This window comes from Burkholderia guangdongensis (assembly GCF_013403875.1).
GTDB lineage: Bacteria > Pseudomonadota > Gammaproteobacteria > Burkholderiales > Burkholderiaceae > Burkholderia > Burkholderia guangdongensis.
Map to the genome: position 1 here is coordinate 22,816 of NZ_JACBNX010000036.1, position 8,310 is coordinate 31,125.

Consider the following 8,310-nt stretch of genomic DNA (forward strand, 5'->3'; position numbering starts at 1 on the left):
CCGCCCTTTTTCGTTTTATCCCGGCGACCGGCCGGAGCGGCCGTCGTCAGACCGCCAGCGGCGTGGACATCAGCGATTCGAAGATGCGCGACGTGCGGCACGCCTGGCGCTTCAGCGCGTAGTCGAATACCGCGGCCTGCTCCTGCATCATCTCGGCGATGATCGTCGAGTGGGTGGCCGGGGGCAGCGACAGATACGCATCCGCTTCGCCGTACGCATATTCGATCCGCATGCCCGCTTTCTTCGCGATGTGCATCATCGTCGCGTTACGCGATAGGCAGTGGATATAGAGCGTCGTCACGCGCGTGTTGCGGCTGCGGATCGCCGCGCGCTCGAACAGCTTCGTGCCGACACCCTGGCCGCGCGCGCGCTCGAGCACGGACACGCCGAATTCGGCGGTGCGCGTGTCGCCTTCGGCTGGCAGGTAGGCCAGATGGCCGACGCCGACCAGCGCGAGCTCCTGGTCGAAGACGCCGAATACGGTGTCACGGCCGAAGTCGATCGAACGAACGTAGTTCTCGATCACGTGGTCGGGCACGATTTGCCCGAAGCGCAGCAGACGATCGTCGTCGTTCAGCGCAAGAAAGTGAGTCAGCAGATGCTCTCGGTCTTTGGAAGCCAGTTCCCTGACGAGAACCGGCGCAAGGCCGGCGTTGCCGGAAACGGCAGAGCGGTCTGAATGCGTGTTCATCGTGGGTTCCTCAATGTTGTGACCATACTGCGGGTTGTGCAATGCAACAGCATTCTACCCGACAGCGGGGCCCCGGATTGGGGAAAACCCGTACTCTTGCTTGAGCGAATGTTCTAAACCGACCAAATTATCGGCTTAAGCCATTGATTTTATTGAATGTAATGAAAATGAAAAAGATTGTGAGAGACCGCGTGAAAATTGAAACAGCGTTTCGCCGGGACGGCGCGCGCTGCCCCGCGGCCATCACGAGGTCATTGCGCGGCCACCACGCGACCGTTACGCGACCTGAGAGAAGCCGCGCTCGATCATGTCGATCACCTGCTCGGCGAAGGCTCGATAGCTGAGGCGGCCGCCCGGCTTGAGCCACGTGAACGTCCAGTTGATCATCCCGAACACCATCATCGTCGCCGACGTCTGGTTGTCCTTCGAGATCCGCCCCGGGTATGCGCGCGCGAGCTGCCGCGCGAACGCGGCGACGATGTCGCGCTGGCGGTCGAGGATCACCGCGCGCTGCGTGTCCTCCAGATACTTCACGTCGTTGAGCAGTGCGACGTGCCGGCTGTGCGACGTCTCGTATTCTCCGAGGAACGCGCGCACGAGCTCCGCGAACGCCTCGCGCTCGGTCAGCTGGCGCCGCTGGCTGCTGCCCTCGACCTCGGCGATGATCAGCATCAGCCGCTTCGTGTAGCGGTCGAGCAGATCGAACAGGATCGCTTCCTTGCTTTCGTAATAGTGATAGAGCCGCGCCTTCGAGGTGCCGCTCGCGGTTGCGAGATCGGACATCGACGTGCTCGGGTAGCTCGTTTGAGCGAATTTGTCGGCGGCGAGATCGAGGATCTGCTCGCGCTGGGATTCGTGGTCGGGCGCTCGGGTACGGGCCATGTTCTGGGATGCGGAAGAAATTATCGGGGGGCGGCGCCCGCGTGCCGTGCCGCGCGCAGGGCGGCCGAGCGCAGCGCGTCGGCGCGCCGGTCGTCGTCTTTCAGCTCGAGGCGGCCGGCCGCCGCGAGTTCGCGGCAGCGCCAGTACGCGACGGTGTCGCTGACGAACAGATGGCCGCGGTCGGCGAGCGCGATCACCGTGCCGACCGTGCGTGCGGCCGGCGTCCAGTCGGCGGGGGCGTGCTCGAGCACGCGCGCGTCGAGGTCCGCATAGTGGCCGCTCGTGATCGTATTGGCGATCCAGTAGCGAAGCTCGGCGTTCGCGTGCTTCGCCTCCTGCCATTCGAGCGCGAGCCGGCTGATGCGCAGCACCGAGATCGGCGCGGCTTCCGGCAGCTTGTCGCGCAGGCGCTCGGGCGGGAACATGCCGGTCGCGCACGCGTCGTCGGCGCGCACGGGCGATGCGCCGAGGTCGGCGGCCGCGAGCCGGACTTCGTTCAGCCGCTGCGGCGCATTGCGCAGATGATAGGCGACGCGCCGCAGCAGCAACTGGTCGGCGACGCTCGGCGCGTGCCAGATCACGATCTGGCCGGATCCGGGCGTGAGCGACGCGAGCCGTTCGCATTCGCCGGCGAGCTCGGCGGTCCAGTCGGGGACGATGTCGCCGAGCGCGCGCTGCCAGAACGCGGCGCGTGCGCCGGGGGCATCGTCGATCCCGCGCAGCGGGCCGATCCCGAGGTCGTCGAGCAGGCCGACGACACGCTCGTCGCGTCCCGCTTCCGCGAGCGCCGTGCGCAGCGAAGCGGCGGCGGTGCCGCCCTGAATGACGTGAATGGTGCTCATCGGCCTGGTCGCTCAAAAAAGAAAACCGCCCGCCGGCCGGACGATGAACAGTCCGGCCGGCGGGCGGCCCCTAGTGTAAGCGAGATGTGTGACGCGGAGAAATCCCGCGGCGCGCGCGTCGCTCAGCGTTCGTCGAAGCTGACGACGACCTTGTCGCTGACCGGATGGCACTGGCAGGTGAGCACGAAGCCGTCCTTCACCTCCTGTTCCTCGAGCGTGTAGTTCTTGTCCATCTTCACTTCGCCCTCGACCACCTTCGCGCGGCAGGTGCAGCACACGCCGCCCTTGCACGCGTACGGCAGCGCGAGGCCGGCGCGCAGGCCGACGTCGAGCAGGCTCACGCCTTCGTACGGCAGCCGCAGCTTGCGCTTCTTGCCGTCGAGCACGATCTCCAGCTCGGCGGCGGGCGTGTCGTCGGTGATCTCGACGATCGGCACGCCCGCCTGCGGCAGCGGCGTGCCGAAGCGCTCGACATGCACCTTCGCTTGCGGCACGCCGGCCGCCTTCAGCGCCGCCTCGGCCGCGTCCATCATCGGCCCCGGCCCGCAGATGAACGCCTCGTCGATCGAGTCGGCCGGCGCCAGCGTGTCGAGGAACGCCGCGCACTTCGCCTGATCGAGCACGCCGTTGAACAGCTCGACGTCCTGCAGGTCGTCCGACAGCACGTGATAGAGCACGAAGCGCTCCATATAGCGGTTCTTCAGATCCTCGAGCTCCTCCGCGAACATGATCGCGTCGACGCTGCGGTTCCCGTAGATCAGCGTGAACGTGCTGCGCGGCTCGAACTCGAGCGTCGTCTTCACGATCGCGAGCACCGGCGTGATCCCCGAGCCGCCGGAGAACGCGACGTACTGCTTGCCGTGATCCGCGTTCAGATGGGTGAAGAACCGGCCGTCCGGCGTCATCACGTCGATCGTGTGACCGGGCTGCAGCGTGTCGAACGCGAAGTTCGAGAAGCGCCCGCCGCGCACGCGCTTGATGCCGATGCGCAGCTCGCCGTCGCGGTCGTAGTCGGTCGTGCCGACGCAGATCGAATACGAGCGGCGCGTTTCCTCGCCGTCGACGTGCGCCTTCAGCGTGACGAACTGCCCTTGCGTGAAGCGGTACTGCTCGCGCAGCTCGGGCGGCACTTCGAACGAGACGGTGACGGCGTCGGCGGTCTCGGGGCGCACGTCGCGGATACGCAGCGGGTGGAATTGAGGAGTCGCCATGTCTAGTAGGGTTTGAAGTAGTCGAAGGGTTCGCGGCAGTCGATGCAGCGGTAGAGCGCCTTGCAGGCGGTCGACGCGAACTGCGCGAGACGTTCGGTGTGCGCTGAGCCGCAGCGCGGGCAGGCCGGCGGCGCCGGCGGCTTCGGAACGAAACGGATGACGTTTTCCTGCGGCGCGGCGCTGCCGCTGCCGCACGTGCCGGTCGGCGGCGCGATCCCGTACGCGCGCAGCTTGTCTCGCGCGTCGTCGGTGATCCAGTCGGTCGTCCACGCGGGCGCGAGCACGGTCTCGATCCTGTGCTCGGGCAGCCCGGCCTGTTGCAGCGCGGCTGCGATGTCCTCGGCGATCTGCGACATCGCGGGGCAGCCCGAGTAGGTCGGCGTGATCACGACCTCGAGCCGGCCGTCGGCACCGTGCCGCACGTCGCGCAGGATGCCGAGCTCGCGGATCGACACGACCGGAATCTCCGGATCCGGCACCGCCTCGAGCACCTGCCACGCGTGCGCGAGCAGCGGATCGGCGCGGTGAGGGGCGGCGGCGAATGTGGCGGCGAATGTGGCGGCATTTGTGGCGGCGATTGTGGCGGGAGTTGCGGCAGTGGTGTCGGCGGACATCGTGAGGCTCCGTGGAAAACGCGGCGTTACCAGGTTGCGCCCGGATGCTGGCGCGCGAGGCTCTGCATTTCGGCGAGCAGATAGCCCATGTGCTCCGAGTGCTCGCCCTGCTTGCCGGTCATCACGTGCTGGACGGGCGCGGGCGGCGTGAGCGTCGCGTCGGCGAGCGCGTCGTCGACGTCCGCACGCCACGCGGCCTCGAGCGACGCCGGCGCCGGCCCGACCCGCTGCGCGGCGGCCGCGTCGTCGATCGCATCCGCCGCGAAAAATTCGCTCGTGTACGGCATCAGATAGTCGAGCGCGGCCTGCGCGCGGCGATGCGATTCGTCGGTGCCGTCGCCGAGCCGCACGAGCCACTCGCGCGCGTGATGCACGTGATAGCGCGTCTCCTTCACCGATTTCGCGGCGATCGCCGCGAGCTGCGTATCGTCGGACGATTCGAGCGCGCTCCACAGATGCAGCATCAGCGTCGCGTACAGGAAGTTGCGCACGATCGTGACCGCGTAGTCCTTGTCGGCGTCCGCGTTGCCCGACAGCGGGCCGAAGTGCGGCAGCTCCGCGAGCGTGAAGTTCGCGAACTCGCGCTCGGCGCGGAAGTACGCGTAGTCGTTTTCGGTCTTCGTCGCGCCGGTGAGCTGGCGCTCGAGCTCGGCGGCGTGCGTATACAGCATGCGGGCCTGGCCGATCAGATCGAGGCTCATGTTCGTGAGCGCGATGTCTTCTTCGAGGATCGGGCCGTGGCCGCACCATTCGGCGTTGCGCTGGCCGAGGATCAGCGCGTTGTCCGCGAGGCGCAGCACGTAGGCGAGGTGTTCGGGCGTGGTCGTCATGGCGCGCGGGCTCACATGTGGTTGACTTCGTCGGGCAGCGTGTAGAACGTCGGGTGCCGGTAGATCTTGTCGCCGGCGGGCTCGAACAGCTCGGCCTTCTCGTTCGGATCCGACGCGGTGATCGCCGCCGACGGCACCACCCAGATGCTCACGCCTTCCTGGCGCCGCGTGTACACGTCACGCGCCATGCGCAGCGCCATCGACGCGTCGGCCGCGTGCAGGCTGCCGCAGTGCTTGTGATCGAGGCCCTGCTTGCTGCGGATGAAGACTTCCCAGATCGGCCATTCCTTGTTCATCGTGTTCTCCTCAGAGTGTTGCTCAGGCAGCCTGTTGCTCGGCGCGCGCGCGGCGCTTCGCGTCGTGCGCGAGCGCGGCTTCGCGCACCCATGCGCCGTCGTCGTGCGCCTTCACGCGGGTCGCGAGGCGCTCCTTGTTGCACGGGCCGTCGCCGTTCACGACGCGCCAGAATTCGTCCCAGTCGATCACGCCGTAGTCGTAATGGCCGCGGGCCTCGTTCCAGGTCAGGTCCGGATCGGGCAGCGTGACGCCGAGCACCTTCGCCTGCTCGACGGTCGCGTCGACGAACTTCTGACGCAGATCGTCGTTCGAGATCCGCTTGATCCCCCATTTGGCCGACTGGCCGCTGTGCACGGAATCGGCGTCGCTCGGGCCGAACATCATCAGCACCGGCCACCACCATCGGTTCACCGCCTGCTGGACCATCGCGCGCTGCGCGTCGGTGCCCTTCATCATCGCGAGCAGCGCGTCGAAGCCCTGGCGCTGGTGGAACGACTCCTCCTTGCACACGCGGATCATCGCGCGCGCGTACGGGCCATACGTGCAGCGGCACAGCGGGATCTGATTCATGATCGCGGCGCCGTCGACGAGCCAGCCGATCACGCCGACGTCCGCCCACGACGGCGTCGGGTAGTTGAAGATGCTCGAATACTTGGCCTTGCCCGCGTGCAGCGCGTCGATCAGCGCGTCGCGCGACACGCCGAGCGTTTCGCACGCGCTGTACAGATAGAGGCCGTGGCCGGCTTCGTCCTGCACCTTCGCGAGCAGGATCGCCTTGCGCTTCAGGCTCGGCGCGCGCGAGATCCAGTTGCCTTCCGGCAGCATGCCGACGATTTCCGAATGCGCGTGCTGCGAGATCTGGCGGACCAGCGTCTTGCGATAGGCGTCGGGCATCCAGTCCTGCGGCTCGATCTTGCCGTCGGCGGCCATCACGGCATCGAAGCGCGCTTGCTCGGGCGCATCGGAGGCAGGGGCGGCGGCGTCGAGCGGCGCGACGTTGCCGGGGATGTCGAGGGATTGCGTGTACATGGCGGAAGCTCTCGTCCGGGGGAATGTGTGCGAAGTATAAACCAACCGACCGGTCGGTTAATTGAAAATTTGTGTGATCCGGGTAAACGTGAATCCGTGTGACGCGTGATGCCGAAACGAACCGCAACAACTTCGCGCGGGGTGCCGCGGCGCTTCTGCGGCACAATGCCCGCTGCTTTTCGATGAGGTGTTCGCTGATGTCGTTTCGACGTAGTTGTATCGCGTTCGTGCTGGGCGCGTCTGTTTTTTTGTCGCCGATCGGGGTGAGCGCGGCGCCGGCCGGCTGGGTCGCGGCCTGGGCGACCGCGCTGCAGCCGATTCCGGATCTCGCCGCGCCGCCGCCGCTCTATCGCGCGCCGGACGTCGCGGGCAGAACCGTGCGCGAGATCGTCTACCCGACGGTGTCGGGCCGGGCGGCGCGGATCCGCGTGAGCAACGCGTACGGGAAGGCGCCGCTCGTCGTCGAGGCGGCGAGTCTCGCGCGGGCGGGCGACGGCGCCGCGCTCGTCGACGGCACGACGGTCGAGGTGCGGTTCGGCGGCCGGGCGTCGGTCACGCTCGCGCCGGGCCAGGAGATCGACAGCGATCCGGTGCCGATCGACGTCGCCGCGGGGCGTCCCTACGCGGTGAGTCTCTATATGGGCGCGCATCAGCGGATGACGGTCTGGCATCGGGTGTCGAATCAGCTGAACTACGTGTCGACGCCCGGCGATCACACGACGGATACGCGCGAGACGGCTTACCGGACCCGGTTCACGCAATATGCGTGGGTGACGGAGTTCGCGGTGGAGGCGGGGCCGGCGCGGGCGAGCGTCGCGGCGATCGGCGATTCGATCACGGACGGGCTGCGCTCGAGCCTGAACCGGAATCACCGCTGGCCGGACGCGCTGGCGCGGCGGCTGGCGTCGTCGGACGCGGGTTCGGTCGGCGTGGTAAATCTCGGGATCAGCGGCAACCGGCTGCTCAGCGACTCGGCGTGCTATGGCGACGCGCTGCAGGCGCGCTTCGAGCGGGATGCGTTGTCTCGGGCTGGCGTGAAGGCGGTGATTCTGCTGATTGGCATCAACGACATCAACTTCGCGGCCATGCCGCCGCGCGCGGGACTGGACTGCGACACGCCGCATACGCAGGTGACGGCTGCGTCGCTGATCGACGGATATCGCCGGCTGATCGACGAAGCGCACCGGCGGGGCGTGAAGATTTTTGGAGCGACGCTGACGCCGGCTGCACTGCCCGCGGGACGCGAGGCGATCCGCCAGGAGGTGAACCGATGGATTCGAGGCGGCGGCGGGTTCGACGGCGTCGTCGATTTCGATCAGGTGCTGCGCGACCCGGCGCACCCGGAGGTGCTGCAGCGTCGCTATGACAGTGGCGATGGCATCCACCCGAGCGATGCGGGCTATGCGGCGATGGCGGAGGCGGTGCCGGCCGAGCGTCTGCAGGCGGTGGCGGAAGGCAAGTAAGAGATTCTTTAAAAATTTTTACGATACCCCCTTGCGCGGCAGGGGGCGCGTGCCTACAATCACGCCTCTTTCGCGCTACGGCGAACGCGGTGCGAAAGGGGAAGTGGAAGTGATCAGGCAGTCAGCGACGGGATGTTAAAAAAGTTGTTGACGAGTTGCAGAAAACTGATCATAATCTCGCTTCTCTGCTGCTGAAAACGCAGCGCTGCCGAGAAGGGCGAAACGAAGCAAGTTTCGCGGTTCTTGACAGACATGCTCTTTAACAATGAACAGCCGATAAGTGTGGGCGCTTGATGGCGTCGAGACCTGAACCGCGGGTAACCGTGGAGCAGGTAAGCGAAAGTATCAAGAGTCTCACACAAAAGTAAGTCAGGTTTATGAAGCAATTCATATGACCTGTCAGCTTTGAGTGAGCGACCGGTTCGAGAGAACCGAAAACAGTAACAGGGTT

9 protein-coding genes are annotated in these 8,310 nt (G+C 66.6%); 1 reads left to right on the plus strand and 8 read right to left on the minus strand.

Annotation, left to right across the window (positions count from 1 at the left end; genetic code table 11):
* Positions 1-46 precede the first annotated feature (46 nt).
* From HZI36_RS25545 to paaA, 8 genes are all read right to left on the minus strand, one after another.
* Positions 47-691 (minus strand): GNAT family N-acetyltransferase, encoded by a 645-nt coding sequence (locus HZI36_RS25545; protein ID WP_179405460.1) that lies wholly within the window; start codon positions 689-691, stop codon positions 47-49.
* A 276-nt stretch (positions 692-967) separates the two neighbouring features.
* Positions 968-1,573 carry a TetR/AcrR family transcriptional regulator gene (locus HZI36_RS25550; protein WP_179405461.1) on the minus strand — a complete coding sequence of 202 codons (606 nt, stop codon included), beginning with the start codon at positions 1,571-1,573 and terminating at the stop codon, positions 968-970.
* A gap of 20 nt (positions 1,574-1,593) precedes the next feature.
* Entirely contained in the window at positions 1,594-2,415 is an 822-nt protein-coding gene (locus tag HZI36_RS25555; protein WP_179405462.1) for a DUF1835 domain-containing protein, read from the minus strand.
* Positions 2,416-2,537: 122 nt separating this feature from the next.
* Positions 2,538-3,626: a 1,2-phenylacetyl-CoA epoxidase subunit PaaE gene (gene paaE, locus HZI36_RS25560; RefSeq protein WP_179405463.1), complete on the minus strand. Its 1,089-nt coding sequence runs from the start codon at positions 3,624-3,626 to the stop codon at positions 2,538-2,540.
* A 2-nt stretch (positions 3,627-3,628) separates the two neighbouring features.
* Positions 3,629-4,240 carry a 1,2-phenylacetyl-CoA epoxidase subunit PaaD gene (gene paaD, locus HZI36_RS25565; protein ID WP_179405464.1) on the minus strand — a complete coding sequence of 204 codons (612 nt, stop codon included), beginning with the start codon at positions 4,238-4,240 and terminating at the stop codon, positions 3,629-3,631.
* Positions 4,241-4,266: 26 nt separating this feature from the next.
* The gene (paaC, locus tag HZI36_RS25570) at positions 4,267-5,070 is read right to left on the minus strand and encodes a 1,2-phenylacetyl-CoA epoxidase subunit PaaC (protein WP_179405465.1); all 804 of its coding nucleotides are present in this window, start codon (positions 5,068-5,070) and stop codon (positions 4,267-4,269) included.
* 11 nt (positions 5,071-5,081) lie between these two features.
* Positions 5,082-5,366, minus strand: a complete 285-nt coding sequence (gene paaB / locus HZI36_RS25575) for a 1,2-phenylacetyl-CoA epoxidase subunit PaaB (RefSeq protein WP_179405466.1) — start codon at positions 5,364-5,366, stop codon at positions 5,082-5,084.
* Positions 5,367-5,388: 22 nt separating this feature from the next.
* Entirely contained in the window at positions 5,389-6,396 is a 1,008-nt protein-coding gene (paaA, locus tag HZI36_RS25580) for a 1,2-phenylacetyl-CoA epoxidase subunit PaaA (protein WP_179405467.1), read from the minus strand.
* A 197-nt stretch (positions 6,397-6,593) separates the two neighbouring features.
* Between paaA and HZI36_RS25585 the strand changes: the two genes are divergently transcribed.
* Positions 6,594-7,859: an SGNH/GDSL hydrolase family protein gene (locus HZI36_RS25585; protein ID WP_179405468.1), complete on the plus strand. Its 1,266-nt coding sequence runs from the start codon at positions 6,594-6,596 to the stop codon at positions 7,857-7,859.
* Positions 7,860-8,310 lie beyond the last annotated feature (451 nt).

Coding starts and splice junctions, on each gene's coding strand:
- HZI36_RS25545 (WP_179405460.1), bottom strand. CDS start 691: ATGAACACGCATTCAGACCGCTCTGCCGTTTCCGGCAACGCCGGCCTT.
- HZI36_RS25550 (WP_179405461.1), bottom strand. CDS start 1,573: ATGGCCCGTACCCGAGCGCCCGACCACGAATCCCAGCGCGAGCAGATC.
- HZI36_RS25555 (WP_179405462.1), bottom strand. CDS start 2,415: ATGAGCACCATTCACGTCATTCAGGGCGGCACCGCCGCCGCTTCGCTG.
- paaE (WP_179405463.1), bottom strand. CDS start 3,626: ATGGCGACTCCTCAATTCCACCCGCTGCGTATCCGCGACGTGCGCCCC.
- paaD (WP_179405464.1), bottom strand. CDS start 4,240: ATGTCCGCCGACACCACTGCCGCAACTCCCGCCACAATCGCCGCCACA.
- paaC (WP_179405465.1), bottom strand. CDS start 5,070: ATGACGACCACGCCCGAACACCTCGCCTACGTGCTGCGCCTCGCGGAC.
- paaB (WP_179405466.1), bottom strand. CDS start 5,366: ATGAACAAGGAATGGCCGATCTGGGAAGTCTTCATCCGCAGCAAGCAG.
- paaA (WP_179405467.1), bottom strand. CDS start 6,396: ATGTACACGCAATCCCTCGACATCCCCGGCAACGTCGCGCCGCTCGAC.
- HZI36_RS25585 (WP_179405468.1), top strand. CDS start 6,594: ATGTCGTTTCGACGTAGTTGTATCGCGTTCGTGCTGGGCGCGTCTGTT.